At 66.3% G+C, this 18,658-nt stretch carries 13 protein-coding genes and 2 pseudogenes; 7 read left to right on the top strand and 8 right to left on the bottom strand.

Going from position 1 to position 18,658, the window contains the following annotated elements; all coding sequences use genetic code 11:
* A pseudogene (locus VGH54_RS12345) lies at positions 1-104 on the bottom strand (phosphotriesterase-related protein); the annotation flags it as partial.
* Positions 105-269: 165 nt separating this feature from the next.
* On the opposite strand from VGH54_RS12345, the gene VGH54_RS12340 reads away from it, so the two are divergent.
* Together VGH54_RS12340 and VGH54_RS12335 are read left to right on the top strand one after the other, a co-directional pair.
* Positions 270-950: a TetR/AcrR family transcriptional regulator gene (locus tag VGH54_RS12340; protein WP_331512282.1), complete on the top strand. Its 681-nt coding sequence runs from the start codon at positions 270-272 to the stop codon at positions 948-950.
* A gap of 9 nt (positions 951-959) precedes the next feature.
* The gene (locus VGH54_RS12335) at positions 960-1,895 is read left to right on the top strand and encodes a R2-like ligand-binding oxidase (RefSeq protein WP_331512281.1); all 936 of its coding nucleotides are present in this window, start codon (positions 960-962) and stop codon (positions 1,893-1,895) included.
* Here VGH54_RS12335 and VGH54_RS12330 read toward each other — a convergent pair whose 3' ends face one another.
* A complete protein-coding gene (locus VGH54_RS12330; RefSeq protein ID WP_331512280.1) occupies positions 1,896-3,272 on the bottom strand; it encodes an NADP-dependent succinic semialdehyde dehydrogenase in 1,377 nt (458 codons plus the stop codon).
* An 81-nt stretch (positions 3,273-3,353) separates the two neighbouring features.
* Between VGH54_RS12330 and VGH54_RS12325 the strand changes: the two genes are divergently transcribed.
* Positions 3,354-5,000: an acetolactate synthase large subunit gene (locus VGH54_RS12325; protein ID WP_331512279.1), complete on the top strand. Its 1,647-nt coding sequence runs from the start codon at positions 3,354-3,356 to the stop codon at positions 4,998-5,000.
* A 174-nt stretch (positions 5,001-5,174) separates the two neighbouring features.
* Here VGH54_RS12325 and VGH54_RS12320 read toward each other — a convergent pair whose 3' ends face one another.
* From VGH54_RS12320 to VGH54_RS12305, 4 genes are all read right to left on the bottom strand, one after another.
* The gene (locus VGH54_RS12320) at positions 5,175-6,611 is read right to left on the bottom strand and encodes a lipase maturation factor family protein (protein WP_331512277.1); all 1,437 of its coding nucleotides are present in this window, start codon (positions 6,609-6,611) and stop codon (positions 5,175-5,177) included.
* 81 nt (positions 6,612-6,692) lie between these two features.
* On the bottom strand, positions 6,693-8,336 hold the full coding sequence (locus tag VGH54_RS12315; RefSeq protein WP_331512276.1) for an alpha/beta hydrolase: 1,644 nt from the start codon (positions 8,334-8,336) through the stop codon (positions 6,693-6,695).
* Positions 8,337-8,453: 117 nt separating this feature from the next.
* Positions 8,454-12,665, bottom strand: a complete 4,212-nt coding sequence (locus tag VGH54_RS12310) for a DUF3367 domain-containing protein (RefSeq protein ID WP_331512275.1) — start codon at positions 12,663-12,665, stop codon at positions 8,454-8,456.
* 6 nt (positions 12,666-12,671) lie between these two features.
* On the bottom strand, positions 12,672-12,845 hold the full coding sequence (locus VGH54_RS12305; protein ID WP_325694265.1) for a DUF2613 domain-containing protein: 174 nt from the start codon (positions 12,843-12,845) through the stop codon (positions 12,672-12,674).
* Between the two features lie 75 nt (positions 12,846-12,920).
* Between VGH54_RS12305 and VGH54_RS12300 the strand changes: the two genes are divergently transcribed.
* The 3 genes from VGH54_RS12300 (at position 12,921) to VGH54_RS12290 (ending at position 16,027) form a co-directional block, all read left to right on the top strand.
* The gene (locus tag VGH54_RS12300) at positions 12,921-14,078 is read left to right on the top strand and encodes a glycoside hydrolase family 3 N-terminal domain-containing protein (protein ID WP_331512274.1); all 1,158 of its coding nucleotides are present in this window, start codon (positions 12,921-12,923) and stop codon (positions 14,076-14,078) included.
* Positions 14,079-14,164: 86 nt separating this feature from the next.
* Entirely contained in the window at positions 14,165-14,794 is a 630-nt protein-coding gene (locus VGH54_RS12295; protein ID WP_331512273.1) for a TetR/AcrR family transcriptional regulator, read from the top strand.
* Between the two features lie 6 nt (positions 14,795-14,800).
* Positions 14,801-16,027 carry a chloride channel protein gene (locus VGH54_RS12290; RefSeq protein ID WP_331512284.1) on the top strand — a complete coding sequence of 409 codons (1,227 nt, stop codon included), beginning with the start codon at positions 14,801-14,803 and terminating at the stop codon, positions 16,025-16,027.
* Here the strand turns inward: VGH54_RS12290 and VGH54_RS12285 are convergent.
* Together VGH54_RS12285 and VGH54_RS12280 are read right to left on the bottom strand one after the other, a co-directional pair.
* Positions 16,024-16,866, bottom strand: a complete 843-nt coding sequence (locus VGH54_RS12285; protein ID WP_331512283.1) for a MaoC/PaaZ C-terminal domain-containing protein — start codon at positions 16,864-16,866, stop codon at positions 16,024-16,026. The two genes, VGH54_RS12290 and VGH54_RS12285, sit on opposite strands and share 4 nt — an antisense overlap.
* 5 nt (positions 16,867-16,871) lie before the next feature.
* Positions 16,872-18,224 (bottom strand): 3-oxoacyl-ACP reductase, encoded by a 1,353-nt coding sequence (locus tag VGH54_RS12280; protein ID WP_331512272.1) that lies wholly within the window; start codon positions 18,222-18,224, stop codon positions 16,872-16,874.
* 151 nt (positions 18,225-18,375) lie between these two features.
* Between VGH54_RS12280 and VGH54_RS12275 the strand changes: the two are divergent.
* A pseudogene (locus VGH54_RS12275) lies at positions 18,376-18,658 on the top strand (acetyl-CoA C-acyltransferase); the annotation flags it as partial.

Genomic DNA, 18,658 nt, shown 5'->3' with positions numbered 1-18,658 from the left:
TTCATCGCGATCTCGGTGGTCATGATGAACACGTGTTCATGCATGAGCGTGACGCCGAGATCGGTGGTATTGACAGGTCCCTGAGCGGTATTCACTAACGACACGTAGCCGACTCTAGGACGACGAATCGGCCTCCGTGGCGGGGTTCTGGGAATCGCGTCCTCCCGGGTTCGCGGTCGGCGCTGCCGGCGATTGTTCGACGCAGACCCTTGAGAAGTGACCTGGCTCACAGTAGAGTGACCAGTGGTCATCCAACCTCAGGAGGGCTGATGCCGACGGTGACTTGGGCCCGCGTCGACCCCGCACGCCGCGCAGCGGTGGTCGAGGCTGCCGAGGCGGAATTCGGGGCGCGAGGCTTCTCCGGCGGCAGCCTGAACGTCATCGCTCGGCGCGCCGGCGTGGCCAAAGGCAGTCTGTTCCAGTACTTCGCCGACAAGCGCGACCTCTACGCGTTCATCACCGACGTCGTCAGCCAGCGAGTGCGGGCCTACATGGAAGACCGGATTCGTGAGCTCGATCCGAACCGGCCGTTCTTCGATTTCCTGACCGACTGGCTCGACGCGTGGATCGCCTATTTCGCCGACCACCCACACGAGCGCGCGCTGCATGCGGCGGCGAGCCTGGAGGTCGACACCGATGCCCGCGTCAGCGTGCGCAGCGTCATTCACCGTCACTACCTCGAGGTGTTGCGGCCGCTGGTGCGCGACGCGCAGCTCAGGGGCGACTTTCGCGACGACGCCGACACCGAAGCGCTGATGTCGTTGCTGCTGTTGATCTTTCCGCACCTGGCGCTGGCGCCGTACATGCGCGGGCTGGATCCGATCCTCGGGCTCGAGGAACCCAGCCCGGAGCAGCCGGCGCTGGCGGTGCGCAGGCTGGTGGCCGTGTTGAGCGCGGCATTCTCTCCAATTTCCATGGACAGCAGAGCAATTCATTCACAAAAGATCTGAGGAGGTCTGATGACACGCACACATTCAGGATCACTGGCTGCTGGCGGGCTCAATTGGGACAGCCTGCCGCTCAAGCTGTTCGCCGGTGGCAACGCGAAATTCTGGAATCCGGCCGACATCGACTTCTCGCGCGACCGTGCCGACTGGGACCGATTGAACGAGGACGAACGCGATTTCGCCACCCGCTTGTGTGCGCAGTTCATCGCCGGCGAGGAAGCGGTCACCGAGGACATCCAGCCGTTCATGTCCGCGATGCGGGAAGAGGGACGGCTGGGCGACGAGATGTACCTGACTCAGTTCGCCTTCGAAGAGGCCAAGCACACCCAGGTGTTCCGGCTGTGGCTCGACGCCGTCGGGATGACCGAGGACCTGCAGAGCTACCTGGAACCGCTGCCGGCATATCGGACGATGTTCTACGACGAGCTGCCGGACTGCCTCAACGCCTTGTCATCCGACTCGTCACCGGCGGCCCAGATTCGGGCGTCGGTCACCTACAACCACGTCGTCGAGGGCATGTTGGCGCTGACCGGCTACTACGCCTGGCACAAGATCTGCGTGGAGCGCAACATCTTGCCCGGTATGCAGGAGTTGGTCCGGCGGATCGGCGACGACGAGCGGCGGCACATGGCGTGGGGCACGTTCACCTGCCGCCGCCACATCGCCGCCGATGACGCCAACTGGGGCGTCTTCGAATCCCGGATGAACGAGTTGATGCCGCTCGCTCTCGACGCCACCGCGCAGGGTTTTGCGCTGTTCGACGTGCCGCCGTTCGGTCTGGTTCAGGACGAAATGACGCAGTATGCCGCCGACAAGGGGATGCGCAGGTTCGGCACGATCAGCAGCGCCCGCGGACGGCCGCTTGCCGAGATCGACCTCGACTACTCGCCGGTGCAGCTGGAGGACACCTTCGCCGCCGAAGACGAAAAGGCCCTGGCGGCAGTCTAGTCAGCCCACCCACACCGTCTTGGCGTTGCAGAACGCACGAATACCCAGGGTGGCAAGCTCGCGGCCGTAGCCCGACCGCTTGACGCCGCCGAACCCGAGTTCGGGGTAGGACACCGTCATCCCGTTTATGAAGACCTGCCCGGCCTCGATGTCGTCGATGAAGCGCTCCTGCTCGGCTTCGTCGTTGGTCCACGCGTTGGACCCCAGCCCGAAGGTGGTGGCGTTGGCGATCTCGATCGCTTCATCGATGCCCGACGCGCGGTACATCGAGGCGACCGGGCCGAACACCTCTTCGGTGTACAGCGACATGTCCTTGGTGATGTCGGTGACAACCGTCGGCGGGTAGAACCAGCCCGGCTGGTCCGGCGTCTTGCCGCCGAGGCGGACCTTGGCGCCGGCAGCGACGGCGTCGTCGACCTGCTTGGCGATCTCGTCGCGGCCCGACTCGGTGGCCAGCGGACCCACGTCGGTGTCCGGGTCGGTCGGGTCGCCGATCTTGAGCGCCTCCATCCGCTCGACGAACTTGTCCACGAACGCGTCGTAGATGTCGGTGTGCACGATGAACCGCTTGGCGGCGATACAGGACTGGCCGTTGTTCTGCACCCGGGCGGTGACCGCGGTCTTAACCGCCTCGTCGAGGTCGACCGACGGCATCACGATGAACGGGTCGCTGCCGCCGAGTTCCATCACGGTGGGTTTGATCTCATCGCCACAGATCGCGGCGACCGACTGGCCGGCCGGTTCGCTGCCGGTCAACGTGGCGGCCTTGACCCGAGGATCGCGCAGGATGGCCTCGACAGCCTTCGACGACACCAGCAGCGTCTGAAAACAATCTTCCGGAAAGCCGCCGCGTGCGATGACGTCGGACAGATACAGCGCCGATTGCGGCACGTTGGAGGCGTGCTTGAGCAGACCGACGTTGCCGGCCATCAGCGCAGGCGCGGCGAACCGGACGGCCTGCCACAGCGGGAAGTTCCACGGCATCACGGCCAGCACCACGCCGAGCGGCTGCCACCGGGTGTAGGCGCGCTTCGCGCCAACCTTCGACGCCTCGGCGGGCTCATCGGCCAGCAACTTCTCGGCGTTCTCGGCGTAGTACCGAAAACCCTTGGCGCACTTGACCGCTTCGGCCTTGGCCGACTTGAGAGTCTTGCCCATTTCCAGGGTCATCATCGCCCCGACCTCGTCGGCCTCTTTTTCGAGCAAATCCGCGGTGGCGTTTGCCCACTCGGCACGCTGGGCAAACGTGGTGGAACGGTGGTAGTCGAGGAAGCGCTCGTGCGCGCGGGCGATCGCAGCCTCGACCTCGCTGTCGGTGGCCGCTGTAAAGGTCTTGACCGTCTCACCGGTGGCAGGGTTGATCGTGGCGATGGACACGCTGACATCCTTCGGTCGGAGGGGTTTGCGGAAACGTCTGTCTCCAGCCTGCCACTATCGTGGCCGAAAGGGAGGTGCCGGATGAGCAAAGCCGCCGAGCTGATAGTCAAGTGCCTGGAAAACGAGGGTGTGGAGGTGGTCTTCGGGCTGCCGGGCGAGGAGAACATCCGCTTCGTGCAGGCGCTGGCCTCGTCCAACATCCGTTACGTGCTCACTCGCCATGAGCAGGCAGCGTCGTTTATGGCCGAGATGTACGGCCGGGTCACCGGGCGGGCGGCCGTGGTCTCCGCGACGCTGGGTCCGGGGGCGATAAACATGCAGCTCGGCGTCGCCGACGCCACTACCAACAGCACGCCTCTGGTCGCGATCTCGGCCCAGGTCGGTCAGAACCGCCAGTACAAGGAGTCGCACCAGTACGTCGACCTGGTGTCGATGTTTGCGCCCATCACCCGATGGGCCGCCGGTATCCCGACCGCGCAGGCGATACCGGAGATGGTCCGCAAAGCGTTCAAGCTCGCCGAGACCGAACGCCCGGCAGCGGTGTACCTGGCCGTGCCCGAGCACATCGACGCCGACGAAGCCGACTACGACCTGGGTCCGTTGCCCCGCAACGTCGTTCGCGCTGACGCGCCGGCCGTCCGCCAGGTGGCGCGCGCCGTCGACATCCTGCGTAAGGCCGTGCGGCCGGTGTTGTTGGCCGGGCACGGTGCCGCGCGCTCCGACGCGACCGATGCATTGGTGCGATTCTCGGAGAAGTTCGGCATCCCGGTGGCCAACACCTTCCATGGGAAAGGTGTCATGCCCGACGACCACCCCAACAGCATCGGCGCGCTCGGGTTCATGCGACACGACTACGTCAACTTCGGGTTCGACAACGCCGACGTCGTCATCGCGGTCGGCTATGAGTTGCAGGAGTTCGACCCGGTTCGGATCAATCCGAAGGCCGACAAGAAGATCATCCACATCCACCGGTTCCCGGCTGAGGTCGACGCGCACTACTCGGTCGAAGTGGGGATCATCGGTGATATCAGCGAGTCGCTGGACGCGCTGGGCGAAGGGCTCGACGATCACGTCTTCGACGCCGACCCGGAGATACCCGGCTCCGGCTTGCTCAGCGAGGAATTCGCACGCGGACAACAGGATTCGCGGTATCCGCTGGCCCCTCAGCGGTTGGTCGCCGATATCCGTGCGGCGCTGGGCCGCAGCGACGTGGTGCTGGTCGACACCGGCGCCACCAAAATGTGGATGGCGCGGCTCTACCCAACCTACGAGCCCAACACTTGCCTCGTATCAAATGGCTTGTCCACCATGAGCTTTGCGCTTCCCGGAGCGCTTGGAGTCAAGTTGGCGAAGCCGGATTCGAAGGTGCTGGCGGTGGCCGGCGACGGCGCGTTCCTGATGAATTCGCAAGAGATCGAAACCGCCGTCCGCGAGAAGATACCGCTGGTCGTGCTGATCTGGGAAGACGGCGGTTACGGTCTGATCGAGTGGAAGATGGATCTCGAACTCGGCGAGCACCACTACGTGAAATTCGGCAATCCTGACATCGTGAAGTTCGCGGAAAGCTTCGGTGCCAAGGGCTATCGGATCAACAGTGCCGACGAACTGTTGCCGACATTGCGGGCCGCTCTTGATGACGACGGGGTGTCGCTGATCTGCTGCCCGGTCGACTACTCCGAAAATCTGCGTTTGACCGATCGGCTCGGCGAGCTCGACGAGTCGCTGTAGCCGCACGGTGCGGCTTCAGTCACATCCGCCCCGTTGACCTCAGCTTCGCAGGGGTCGACGAATCGCCCAGCTCTGAGCGACAACTCAAATGTGTTCGGTGAGTTTTCGCTCGAAGGCGGGCACATCGTGCATATCCCTCGGCTTCTGCGCGCGGAATGTATCTAACTGCCTGGCTCAGAAATTCGTCGGGTCCAGCGACATCGGCGCCGCATACCCGCCTTCCAGCGTGCGATGCCACCAAGCGTGATCGCGGCGCAGTTCGGCCGGCGTAGTGAAGCGGTACCGGTACAGCTGCGCCCGTACGTACCGCGGCGGGTCATCCGGGAAGGGGTTGTCACGCAGCAGACGCAGCGTCGCCGCATCATTCTGCAAGAGCCGCAGCATGAACGGCTGCAGCCACGAGTTGGCGTACTGCGGGGAGATCGCGGCGAACCACATCAGCCAATCCAGTCGCAGATGGTACGGCGCCCACTGCCGTGGGGGTCGCCGCACCGCGCCCGGCTTGCCTTTGAATTCGTATTCCTGCCATACCGTCTGCTCGGTGATTGCGGGCTCGTCGGTACCCTCGATCACCACCTCCCGGCGCGTGCGGCCGATGCTGCCGAACGCCCCATAGGTATTGATCAAGTGAAACGGGTTGAACGACATGTTCATTCGCTGACGACGCGAGATCATGTTGCGCACCGGCCAGTAACTCAACATCAGCGTCAGCGCCGCGAACACGATCACCAGGGCAGCGAACCAGCGCGGAGCTTCGGTAAGTGCGGGCTGGCGGGGGATGGGCAGCAGCGCCGCCAGCGAGGACGCGTCGATCGCGCTGCAACCCAACAGGATCGTTAACCAGTTGAGCCAGGCGAAGTTACCCGACGCCACCAGCCAAAGCTGGGTGACCACGACGATCGCGCCGGCGATGCTGGCCACCGGTTGCGGGGCGAACAGTCCGAACGGGACGACCAGTTGCGCGAAGTGATTTCCTGCGGCCTCCACCCGATGCAGCGGCTTGGGTAGGTGATGGAAAAACCAACTCAACGGCCCCGGCATCGGCTGGGTTTCATGGTGGTAGTACAGGCAGGTCAGATCCCGCCAGCAGGAATCGCCGCGAAGTTTGATCAGGCCGGCGCCGAACTCGAGCCGAAACAGCAGCAGCCGTGCCAACCACATCGCCAGCACCGGCGGCGCGATCCGGTCGTTGCCGAGAAATATTGCCAGGAAACCCATTTCCAGCATCAGCGACTCCCAGCCGAACGAGTACCACGTCTGGCCGACGTTGACGATCGACAGGTACGCAACCCATAGCAGCAGCCACAGCAACACCGTCACCCCGAGCGGCACCACCTCGGCCAATCCCGCAGCCATCCCGGCCGCCAATGCCGCACCCGACCACGCAATCGTCGCGAAAAACCGATCGGAGTAGTGGACGTGAAAGATGCTCGGCGTTCGCGTAAACGATTGGCGGGCCAGATAACGCGGCACCGGCAATAATCCGTGTTCCCCGATCAGCGCCCGGAATTGCCGTGCGGCCGCCACGAATGCGAAGACGTAGACGGTCGCAATGCCGCGCTCCAATACCAGCCTGCCCAACCAATATTCCGGTGCGCTCAACCAACCCATGTCCGTAGCTCCTGGCGAGGAGTGGAGTCCCCATTGTCGCGCGTACCCGTCCGGCAGACCGCAAAACCACCGAGCCCGTAACTATCGCTGCCCGACGAGGTAGGGCGGCGGCACACCGGCGATGACCGCACCAAAGTTCGCCAGCGCCGTGTTGCCGCCCAACCAGTAACTGCTGTGCGCGGCGACGCTGGGCAGCCCGAACGGACCGGCGGGGCCGGGATCGGCGGCCAGCAGCCGGGCACCGAAACCCGGGTCGGTCGGGTCGGCGCCCAACGTCCATTCGGTGACGATGCCGCCCACGCCGATCATGTCGTTGACGGCACGCATCACAAAGACGTTGCCGCCTGGGTGCAGATTCAGTCGGCCGGCGCGGTCGACCAGCATGCCGGGGCTTCCGACCGCGATGACGTTGTCGGCGTCGAGGTGGCGCCCGCCGGCGGCGGCCGCGCCAATCACGGTGGAGCCGTAGCTGTGGCCGATCACGGTATCGACGGACGGTGTACCGACGTGCGAGGCCCGTTGGCCGTTTTCGAAGCTCGACAATCGATCCGCACCCCCCTGCGCGGGCTGGGGGGAAGCCGCGCGGCTGAGATCCATTGGGCGGTCGTAACCCATCCATGTCGTCACCGAGACGTCGCCTGGTTCCAGGCCGGGGTCGGCAGCCAACGCGGCGGTATGCATGGCCAACGCCTTCTCGTCGCTGAACGTCAGTCGGCTCAGGTCTTGTCCGGTGCCGGGTACGAAGATCGCATTGCGGCGCGCGGTATCCGGGTTCGCGATCGACACGGCGCCGTGGCCGAATTCGTCGAGCAGACCCAAGTAACGCTTCGGTCCGTCGGCGGACTTCAAGCGCGCTTGGACGGCCTGATAACTGGCGAGGTGTTTTCGGGCCGCAGCCAGTTGCGACTGCAATGCGTAGAGCGCGCCGTCGTCGACGTTGGGTTCGGCCATCAACTGATCAATGTGGTGCTGTAGCCGAGTGACGTCACACTGGGATTGCTGTGTGAGCTCTACCAGGTGCAACCGGTTGTAGTGGTCCCTGCCCAAGTGGTCCGGCGAATCCCACGGCATCCCGGCGTGGTTGCCGATGTTGTGGTCTCGGCGATACAGCCAATCCTTTTCTTCGTGGCTGAGCTGATTCCACAGCTCGTTGAACTGCTTCGGATCGTCGGGTAACGGCCGCGACAGCGAGTCCTGGATCAGTGGCCGATTGTCATGTGGTCCCGGAGGAATCGCCCGATCCCCGTCGGCCATGTCGATCGCGTACGCCAACTCCTGGTCAGCTGAATTAGCATCTGCCACAATCGTATCCAGCCGATTCTGCAGCTGAATCTCAGCGATCAGCGCGGCTGTCGGCAGACCGTCGAAATTCGAACTCGGCACCACCTTGTCGGTGCGGCAATCGATGGTCATCTGCAGTTCGGCGGCGTCGCGGCGCAACGCGCTCAACCGGGACTGCACCTGCACGATGTCGTCGGCCGCTCGGCCGGCCGCCCAGGCCACCGCCAGCGACTCGTTGCCGTGTGCGTCGAGGTCTGACCGGATCGAGGCGCTGCTGTGTCTGCGGGCTTGCGCGGTGGCGCCCTGCCAGGTGTCGAACACCGCCAGCGAGGCCAGTTCTCGCGCGGCCTGCAGGGTCGCGTGGCCACGCGCACCGGCGGCGTGGAACACCTCGCGTACCGCCTCGGCGCGCCACCGATCGATCTCGGCCACCGTCAACGCCAAGTCTCACCACCTCACACCGAAGATGCGCTGCTTATCCCGTAACAGCAGCGCAGACGCCCGGCAACTCAGGTGTCGGTGCGAATCCCGTGCAACGGCATGCCCATGCACAGCTGGGCGTTAACGCTCATCAGGCCGCGTCACGGTTGAAGCGGCCAGCGCCGCAAGTGAAATGAGCGCAAGCAGTTGCACTGCAGCCGAATGGCCCGCGTATCCGTCGACGGATCGCCAGGGATGGCGCGACAGTGCCGCACCGGCCAGGATCAGCCCGCCGGCGCTGAACCAGATGGTGACGACGTCGCGTCGTCGTGGACGATTGCGCAACACCCACCGCATGCCCAGTGCGGCGCCGAAGACAACCAGACCCGCTACTCCGGCGATCACCGCCCCGGCGGACAGCATCGCGACGGCGGCCCAGGGCCCGGGCGTCCACGGGCGCGCAGCGGGATCGCTCGACGAGCGTCGCCGCGGCCACCACGCCAGCAGCGCCAACAGCGGCAGCAGCAACAGCCCGCCGGCCAGGCCGACCCGGTACAGCGGGTTGGGCGCGAAGATCAGCGTGATGGTGCCCGATGTTCCGGCTGGAACCACCCATCCCTGCTGCCATCCGTTGACCGCCAACGGTGTCAACCGAGTTCCGGCGCTGGTGCGCGCCACCCAACCGGTGTTGATACTTTCCGGCACGACCAGCACCCGCGACGTCGTCGCGTCCGGTACCCGCACCTCACGACGGGCCGGACCCCACGCTCCGGTAGCCGCCGGCGTCGCCGGGGCGGTGGCCGACTGGGCCGCGAGCGGTCCGGACACCTCGGCGCCGTCGACGACGAATTGTGGCCCGGGACTTACCAATAGCTCCTGCTGGCCAGTCGGCAACGTGATCGGCCCGGTGTCGCAGGGGTGCGCGGTTACCGGGACGCCGTCCAGCAGAGCGCCGACCGTGGTGCTGACCGAAGTGTGCACAAACCGGCCGGCGATCGCGATGACGGGTCCGTGCTCGCAGTCAACGGTGACCTCGCGGGTCCGGTTGCGCGCTGCGTTGGCGGCGGCGATCGGTCTGCCGTCGGTGCCCAGCGCCGCGATCTCAGCCAGCCCCGGTGGCTTGAGTTGGTCGAAGCCAAGTGCGGTTCGGTCGATGACGTCTTTCCATTCGAGCAGGCTGACCGTGACGGTGTCGGTCATCCTGGGTGCCAGCGGAAGATCTTGTGGCCCGGATGTTTTCAGTGCCCGCACCTGCGGACCGTTGCCCAGGTCGACGGCCACCATGGTCGGGTGCGCGGGCACCGGCGAGGTGCTGGGCGTGACACGCAGACCCGTCACCTCGGTGGGCTGGGGCAGGGTGAGGGTGAGCGTCGGGGGCGTCTTGTGTTGCACCACCCGCTGCGGCGCGGTCCACGCCGTGGCCGGATCGCCGTCGGTGGCGGCAGAAGCCGCGCCGAGTACGTCGACCAGATCGGAGTCGCCGTGAGCCTGGGTGGTGTCCGGCTCGGCGACCAGACCGGCCAGTTTGGGTCCCGACCGGGCGCGGACCCAGATCGTCGGCAGCACCGACATCGGCTGCGGCACGCTCAGCGTGCGACTGAAGGTCGCCGGTGTTTCCGTCGCCAGCGCCATCGACGGCGCGCATTGCACGTTCGTCAGGCCCGCCGCGCAGCCCGGCCTGCCCAGCGGATCGGAACCCAGATCCCATTGCGCCACAGCGGCGTTCGGCGGGGGCGCGGGAACGAGCGCGGTGTGCCGAATATTGATCGGATGCGCGAAGCCGCGGGCGTCGTACTGCGTGATCGACAAGTCGGTGATCGCGAACTGCACTCCCGGCGACCCGTCGTCGGTGCCGATCGCGGTGATGCGGACCCACGGCGTCTCGCCGTAGGGCAGCGCGCCGCTGATCGGTTTACCGGCCTCGTCGAACCGCAACGTCGTTGTCCCGGTGGCGGTTTCGACCTCGACACGTCGGACCTGCGCACCGACCGTGGTCGCGCTGGGGGTGATGGTGATGATGCTGTTGGTCACCGGGTGGTCGAAGTCGACCTGAAGCCATTGACCGACGGCCGACTGCAGACTGTTGGATACCCAGGCGGTCGCCGAATCGGCATCGATCGCCGCAGCCGGCGACGCGGCGGTGGCGACGTCGGGCAAAACCGTGGAGTCCGACGACGAACTCGATGCCGTCAGCCGACCGCCGGTCCACGAGCCGTAGACGGTATCGGCGCCCGGGCTTGGATAGTCCGGCACCCGGTTGAAGGTGTGCCGGGTGTCGCCGACTGCGCGGGTCGCCGACGAGTGGTCATCGACCCGGCCGTAGTCGGTCTCGCGAGCAAGCGGCGTGTCGGTGACCGTGACGACCGGTACCGGCAGGCCCGCACCGACGGCGTCGGCGGTCAGCAGCGCCGGCCCGAGCGGTGGCCGGCCAGACAGCCGGCGACGTTCGTCGAGTCGCAGCAAGGCCTCGGGCCCGCCGTCGATGCGGGGCAGTCCGTTGATGTCGGTCAGGTAGGGCACGCCGGGATCGCCGGCCATGGCGGTTACGCGGTAGATCTCGACGGCGGGATATCGGGGACGCAATTCGCTGTCGGTGACGAATCCCGACACCGGGCCCGGGCCGACCGGTGCGCCGAACTCGGCGACCTTCTGCAGTCGTGGCGATCCGGTGATGGCCCGGTGCACCAGGATCGGGCGTGCCGAGCGAGACGCGTCCGGATCCAGGTCGTTGCGCATCACGACATACGAAATACCTTGGCGAGCAAGCGTATCGGCGAGGCCCGCGGAGGGCGTTCCGGAGGCGAACAGCCGTTGGACCGAGTCCAGCGCGCGGATGGTCTGCGGCGGAGTCAGCGGTATGGAGTCGCGCACACCCCAGGGGCTGTCGCCGAGCACTTGCAGCGGTTCGTCGTGGCTGGTGCCCCACAGTTGCGTCGCGAACGGCGCGCCGGGGACCACCAGCACCCGCCCGGGCGCCGGCACGCCGGTGTTGTGCGCGGACAGCCAGTCGGCGGCGTCATGCCAATATCGCGGGATCGCGCTGTACGTGCCCGGCGGGGTCATCCGCCCCGTCCATGCCAGCGATGTCCCGGCCATCAGCGCGGTCAGCACCACAATGCCGACCGCAACCCGCTTGTCGCGTTCCGGGTGAGCAAACGCGCTGCGCCACAACGGTTTCGGAGCACTGCCCGGTAGTGGGATCCGGCCGAGCAGCTGGGCCAGTCCCAATACGACGGGGATGCGGATCAGCGATTCGAATTTGTGCACATTGCGCAGCGGTGCGCCGCCGGCGTCCAGAAAAGCCTGGACGTGCTGGGCCAGCGGTGAGCCCAGCCCGCCGCTGTATCCAACGCCCAGCAGCACCACGCCCACGAGCAGCATCGTCACCAATCGCCCGCGGGCCGGCATGCTCCCCAGCGCCAGCCCGGCCAGCCCGGCCGCTGCCACCAGGCAGGTGGCCAGGATGGCGACCGAACCGGTGACCAGCGGCGCACCTGCCGTGGCGTTGGGCGCCACGAATGGGGTCCAGCTGTCGGTACCGCGCAGCACCTCGACCAACGACGACCACTGCGTCGTCACACCCGAGGATTCGATGAAGTCCAGGAACGGCGGGCTGATCCGGGCCATCAGGACCAATGCCACCAGCCACCACGTCATGGCCAGCGCCAGAGCCAGCAGCCACCACGCCGCGTAGCGCAACCACCGTCGGTTAGGCCGGTGACAGGCCCACCAGATCACCGCGGGCAGACACCCGGCCAGCGTCGCGATCGCATTGACCGCTCCCATCAGCGCGACGGCCACCCCGGCCTGACCGGCCAGCCGGCGCACCGACCGCCCGTCGTCGCGCAACGCCAGGATCGTGGGCAGCAGCACCCATGGCGCCAGCATGATCGGCAGCGTCTCCGACGAGATCGACCCAAGCGTGGTCAGCACCCGTGGTGAGAGCGCGAACGCCGCTGCGGCAACCGCGCGCGACGTCGGGCTGCCGATGCCCAGCGCCTCGGCGACGCGCAGCAATCCCCAGAATCCGACGGCCAATAACAGTGCCCACCACAGCCGTTGGGTGATCCAGCCCGACAGTCCGAGCAGGTGGCCGGCCAAGAAGAACGTGCCGTGCGGGAACAGGTAGCCGTAGGCCTGATTCTGCGCCTGCCCGAACGGCAGCTCGCTGTTCCACAGGTTGGTCGCCCGGGCCAGAAAGCGCAGCGGGTTGGCGGTGAGGTCGAGCTTGGTGTCGGGGGAGATCTGGCCGGGCGACGACCCGAAGCTCAGCGCCAGCGCGACCGCCGCGACCCACCACAGCCAGCGTCGGGACAGCGGAATGACCTCGACGGGCCCGGGTTCGGCCCGCATCGTGCGCTAGCTGCGGTTGCCGTACTCAACCCGGTTGAGCACCGACGACTGCGGGTCGCCCCCGGGGAGCGGCGGTTTGGTGTCCTGCTGCACCATCAACGTGACTCCGAAGATCGCGGCCGCACCCAACAACAGGCCGACCACGACGCTGGCGGCGGCGGGTGCGACAAAGCGATTCATAGCTGCCCAACCTAGCAGAAGACGAGGTCGTGCCCTCCTAGCCGCAGGCGGCGTACCTCATGACAGCATGGCCCGATGGGATTCCCGCGCGTACTGGCCGTGTTTGCCGCCGTCACGGCGCTGATTGCCGGTTGTGGCCACTCCTCACAGCGGCCGAACTCGGCACCGGCAACGTCGTCGTCGGCCAAGCTGATTCCGCCGGCCAAAGCGGCGTGTGGGGATCCGGCGGCGATGCTGTCGTCGATGTCCACCCGCGACAAGCTGGCTCAGCTGTTGATGGTCGGGGTACACGGCGGCGACGACGCCCAGGCTGTGGTGACCAACAACCACGTCGGCGGCATCTTCATCGGCAGCTGGACCGACCTGTCCATGTTGACCAACGGAATGGTCAAGAATTTGAGTGCCAGCACGGCACTGCCGGTGGCGATCAGCGTCGACGAAGAGGGCGGCCGGGTGGCTCGGCTGTCCAAGCTGATCGGACCGGCGCCGTCAGCGAAGGCACTGGCCCTGACGCACACCCCCGACGAGGTCTACAGCATGGCGCTGGACCGCGGCCACCGGATGCGTGGCCTCGGCGTCACCGTCGATTTCGCACCCGATGTCGATGTCACCGAGGCCCCCGACGACACAGTGATCGGCGACCGGTCGTTCGGCTCGGATCCGGCCAAGGTGACCGAGTACGCCGGCGCCTACGCCCGAGGCCTGCGCGACGCCGGGCTGCTGCCGGTGCTCAAGCATTTTCCCGGTCACGGCCACGGGTCCGGCGACTCGCACACCGGTGGGGTTGTCACCCCGCCACTGTCGGCGTTGCAGAACGACGATTTGGTGCCCTACCGGACATTGGTGACCGCCGCACCGGTCGGCGTGATGGTCGGCCACCTGCAGGTGCCCGAGCTCACCGGCACTGACCCGGCCAGCCTCAGCCGGGCCGCCGTGCAGTTGCTGCGCACCGGCACCGGCTACAAAGGCCCGGCCTTCGACGGCCCGGTGTTCACCGACGACCTCTCCAGCATGGCGGCGATCAAGGACCGTTACAGCGTCCCCGACGCGGTGTTGCGGGCACTGCAGGCCGGCAACGACGTAGCGCTGTGGATCACCACCGACGAGGTACCGGCGGTGCTGGACCGATTGGAAAAGGCAGTGGCCGCAGGGGAGTTGACGATGCCGAACGTGGACGCCTCCGTTCTGCGGATCGCAAAGTTCAAGGGCCCGAAGCCGGATTGCGGACGGTAATCCGGCGGCGCGACCGTGCATTGCTTACTCTGAGTTGACGCAGTCTCGCCGACAGGCGCGCTGATGTCGGCTAGATAGGGGACGGCATGGCAGGTGGTACCAAGCGGTTACCCCGTGCTGTCCGAGAGCAGCAGATGCTGGATGCCGCGGTTGAGATGTTCTCCATCAACGGCTATCACGACACGTCGATGGACGCGATCGCAGCCAAGGCCGAGATCTCCAAGCCGATGCTGTACCTGTATTACGGCTCCAAAGAGGAACTGTTCGGTGCGTGCCTGGATCGCGAGCTGACGCGATTCATCGACGGTGTGCGCGAGGATATCGATCTCAACCAGAGCCCGAGAGACTTGCTGCACAACACGATTGTGGCGTTCATGCGCTACATCGACGCCAACCGTGCGTCGTGGATCGTGATGTACGCCCAAGCCACCAACTCGCAGGCGTTCGCCCACACCGTGCGGGAGGGACGCGAACGGATCATCGCCCTGGTCGTGCGAGTCCTGCAGGCGGGCACCCGGAATCCCGAACCCGACACCGACTTCGAGATGATCGCGGTCGCGCTGGTCGGGGCCGGTGAGGCGATCGCGACCCGGCTCAGTACCGGCGACACCGATGTCGACGGCGCGGCCGAAGTGATGATCAACCTGTTCTGGCGCGGACTGAAGGGCAAACCGGTCGAGAAAGACGCGGCGGAACCCTCGACCGAATCCGGTTGATCGGTGATGGGCCGCCGCAACATTGACTTCTTTTGTGCGGTGCTCATTGTCGGGCTGCTCGCCGGTGTCGCCGGGCTGTCGACGACGCTGCTGTTGCGTGCCCTGGAACATCTCACCTATCACTACACATTCGGATCATTGTTGGAGGGGGTGACCGGCAGCAGCCCGGTCCGTCGAGCACTGGGGCCGATGGTCGGCGGAGCGCTTGCCGGGCTGGGGTGGTGGCTACTGCGGTCGCGGGCCGATGTTCCGCCGTTGTCTGCGGCCATCGCCGACCGTGAGCGCATTCGTCTGCTGCCCTTCGCTTTCGACGCGGCGCTGCAGGTGTTGGTCGTCGGCTCTGGGGCGTCGCTGGGCCGTGAAGTGGCACCTCGCCAATTCGCGGTGGCACTAGGGGATTTCGCTACGGGATGGCTGAAACGGCTGTCGGCACGGGACCGCGAGATCCTGCTGGCCTGTGCGGCAGGCGCCGGACTCGGTGCGGTGTACGCGGTACCGCTCGGTGGTGCGCTGTTCGCGGTGCGGATCATGTTGAAAACCTGGCATCCCCGAGCGCTGGGTGCCGCGTTGATCACTTCCAGCCTGGCGGTCGCGGTTGCCTCGTTCGTCACTCATGATCAGCCGAATCTGAACTGGCCCAACATCCACGTGTCGTATCGGCTGATCGGTTATGCACTGGTGTTGGCCCCGCTGACCCTTGCCTTGGGACTTGCGTTCAACCGCCTCATGGCATCGGCACGTCGGGCCGCAGTGACTCGATCGTGGCTGTTGATCCCGGCGATCGCCGGAGCGGGATTGCTGATCGGTGTCTGCTCACGTTGGTGGCCCGAGCTGCCCGGCAACGGCAAATCGATCCTGAGCACAACCCTCGCCGGCGGGATGACCCTGACAACGGCGGCGGCAGTCCTGGTTCTGAAACCCCTTCTGACGGCAGTGTTCTTGCGCGCCGGTGCGAGGGGCGGGATGCTCACCCCCGCGCTGGCCACCGGCGCCGCGGCAGGCACACTGTTGGTGCTGACCGTCAACGCGCTGGCAGGAACCCAATATCACATTCCGGCGGTCTCAATGGCCGGCGCAGCAGGCGTGTTGGCCATCACTCAACGCGCGCCATATTGGGCCGCAATCTTCGTGTGGGAACTCGCTCGGCCTCCCCTGTGGCTGCTGCTGGTTTTCCTGGTCGCCGCTTTGAGCGCCTACGGGTTGCTGCGTCTGGTCGAGCGTGGCCGGGGCTAGAGCGCCCGTAGCGTGCCGGTCAGGTGCGGATACCCCTTGGCGAGGTTGCGCAAGCTGAGGTCCCAGCCGTCCTGCACCTGATCCACGTAGAGGCCGACGCTCGCGGGCAGCAGCACGGGTTTACCGAACCGCACCGAATAGGTCACCGCGTCGGGGATGGCGGCTTCAAGGTTCGCCAATACCGCTGCTGCGCTGAACATTCCGTGCGCGATGACGGTGGGGAATCCGAACAGCTTGGCCCCGACGGAGTTGGTGTGGATCGGGTTGTGGTCGCCACCGACGGCGGCGTAGCGACGGATCTGGCCCGGGCTTATCCGCAGAATCGCGTTGGGCGCGGGCAGCTTCGGCTGCTTTTGCGGCGGCGGCTTGGGCTCGCCGGACAAGCTGGTGCGCTGCTGATGCAGAAAGGTCGTGACCTGATGCCACGCCACCTCGTTGCCGACGCTGACGTCGGTCACCAGGTCGACCAGCAGGCCCTTACGGTGTTCGCGCAAGTTCTCAGCGTGAACCGCGATATTGACCGTGTCGGTCACCTTGATCGGTCGGTACTGGGTGATCTGGTTTTCGGTATGGACCGATCCCATTGCGGGGAACGGAAAGTCGAATCCGGTCACCAGCGACATCAGCGTCGGGAATGTCAGCGCGAACGGATAGGTCAGCGGCACCGCGTCGCCGTAACGCAGTCCGGTGACCGCGGCGTATTCGGCCACGTTCGCACGATCGATGGGTAAATCGTCGACGGTCACTGTCCGGGTGGGCAACTGGCCGCCACGAGGTACGAACGGCAACGCCCCGGCCGCCGCGCGCAGCATGTTCTTCAAGCCGCTTGGTTGGGTCACGGTCGTCACGCTCCCAGCATGGCCTGGCCGCAGACGCGGATAACGTTACCCGTCACCGCGTTTGACGCAGGGCTGGCGAAGTAAGCGATCGTCTCGGCCACGTCGACCGGTTGTCCGCCCTGGTACAGGGAGTTGAGTCGACGGCCCACCTCGCGGGTGGCCAGTGGGATCGCGGCCGTCATCTGGGTTTCGATGAACCCGGGTGCGACGGCGTTGATCGTGACGCCCTTCTCGCCGAGCTTCGGCGCCAACGCCTGCGTCAGCCCGATCATGCCGGCCTTGGTGGTGGCGTAGTTGGTCTGCCCGCGGTTGCCCGCGATGCCGGCCATCGACGACAGGCCGATGATCCGGCCACCGTCGCCGATGCTGCCGTTGCCGACCAGGCCTTCGGTAAGACGTTGCGGCGCAAGCAAGTTGACGGCCAGAACGGAATTCCACCGCGCGTCATCCATGTTCGCGAGCAACTTGTCGCGGGTGATTCCGGCGTTGTTGACCAGGATGTCGGCGTGGCCGTCGTAGTGCTCACGCAGATGCTCGGTGATCCGGTCTACGGCGTCGTCGGCAGTCACGTCGAGCGCCAGCGCCGTGCCGCCGACGCGGGTGGCTGTCTCGGCCAAAGCCTCTGCGGCGGACTCCACGTCGATCGCCACGACGCGGGCCCCGTCACGGGCGAACACCTCGGCGATCGTCGCGCCGATGCCGCGCGCGGCACCGGTCACGATGCCCACCTTGCCGTCCAGCGGCCGGTCCCAATCCTTGAGCGGCGTGGAATCTGCGGCGCCGACGTGGAACACCTGCCCGTCGACGTAGGCCGATTTGGCCGACAGCAGGAATCGCAGGGTCGACTCGAGTCCGGTGGCGGCGGGTTTGGCGTCGGCGGACAGGTAGACCAGCGCGACGGTGGCGCCACGCTGTAGCTCCTTGCCCAACGAGCGGGTGAAACCCTCCAGCGCACGCTGCGCGATCCGCTCATCGGTGCTCGCGGCTTCGTCGGGCGTGGTGCCGATGACGACGACACGACCGGAATGGCCGACGTTGCGCAGCAGCGGGGTGAAGAACTCGTGCAGCGCCGTCAGCTTCGCCGGGGCGGTGATGCCGGTGGCGTCGAAAACGAGCCCGCCGAATGAATCGGCCCAGCGCCCACCGAGATTGGCGCCCACCACGTCGTAGTCGGTGTCCAGCGCCGCCCGCAGCGGCTCGACCAGCCGGCCCTCGCCGCCGATCAGTAGCGACCCGGCCAGCGGCGGTTCACCGGCCCGGTAGCGACGAAGTTTCTCGGGCTGCGGCACACCGAGTTGCTTGGCGAGAAACGAGCCCGGCCCGGAGTTGACGACTTGGGAGAATAGATCGGGTGCCACTGAGTTGCCTTCCGTGGTTTGGGGTACCAGTACCGTAGTCGAGAGCTAACTTACTCCAGAGTAAGAACGGTGAGTAGTATGGCTCCCAACACCGGATAACCAACAACTGACGGAGATAAGCGTGGCTTCTGACACCTCCTCTTCACGCTCCATGCGCCGCGTCGCTGTGCTGGGTGGCAATCGGATCCCGTTCGCGCGCTCGGACCGCGCTTACGCCGAGGCGTCCAACCAGGACATGTTCACCGCCGCACTAGGCGGGCTGGTCGACCGGTTCGGTCTGTCCGGTGAGCGGCTGGGTGCGGTGATCGGCGGCGCCGTCCTCAAACACAGCCGCGACTTCAACCTGATGCGCGAATGCGTGCTCGGGTCCGCGCTGTCGTCCTACACGCCGGCGTTCGACCTGCAGCAGGCGTGTGGCACCGGGTTGCAGGCGG

The sequence above is a fragment of the Mycobacterium sp. genome, assembly GCF_036488105.1.
Lineage (GTDB): Bacteria > Actinomycetota > Actinomycetes > Mycobacteriales > Mycobacteriaceae > Mycobacterium.
The sequence above is the reverse complement of the archived record's forward strand: the minus strand, read 5'-3'. Positions and strand labels throughout refer to the sequence as shown.